2 pseudogenes are annotated in these 376 nt (G+C 58.5%); one reads left to right on the top strand and one right to left on the bottom strand.

Going from position 1 to position 376, the window contains the following annotated elements:
- Window positions 1-26 precede the first annotated feature (26 nt).
- Window positions 27-140, top strand: a pseudogene (locus tag AF337_RS45035) (SDR family NAD(P)-dependent oxidoreductase); the annotation flags it as partial.
- Window positions 141-236: 96 nt separating this feature from the next.
- Here the strand turns inward: AF337_RS45035 and AF337_RS45040 are convergent.
- A pseudogene (locus tag AF337_RS45040) lies at window positions 237-374 on the bottom strand (SDR family NAD(P)-dependent oxidoreductase); the annotation flags it as partial.
- Window positions 375-376: the final 2 nt, after the last annotated feature.

A 376-nucleotide genomic window follows, 5' to 3' on the forward strand; every position in this document is an offset into this window, starting at 1 on the left:
GTATAGGTCTCGCCGTTGTTCGGAAGCTGGTCGGTGACGGTTTTTTAGTCGCTGCCTGCAGTCGCCATCCGTCTCCCGCACTTCCGACGGGGGATGAAGGCGATGTCCGCTTCTTCCAGCTCGATCTTGCCGACCCGAATTCGGTGAAGGAATGTGCACAGGCACTTCACCGGCAATACCAGCGCATCGATGCGCTGGTATTGCCGGTGAAGTGCCTGTGCACATTCCTTCACCGAATTCGGGTCGGCAAGATCGAGCTGGAAGAAGCGGACATCGCCTTCATCCCCCGTCGGAAGTGCGGGAGACGGATGGCGACTGCAGGCAGCGACTAAAAAACCGTCACCGACCAGCTTCCGAACAACGGCGAGACCTATAC

The sequence above is a fragment of the Rhizobium ecuadorense genome, assembly GCF_001187535.1.
Taxonomy (GTDB): Bacteria; Pseudomonadota; Alphaproteobacteria; order Rhizobiales; family Rhizobiaceae; genus Rhizobium; species Rhizobium ecuadorense.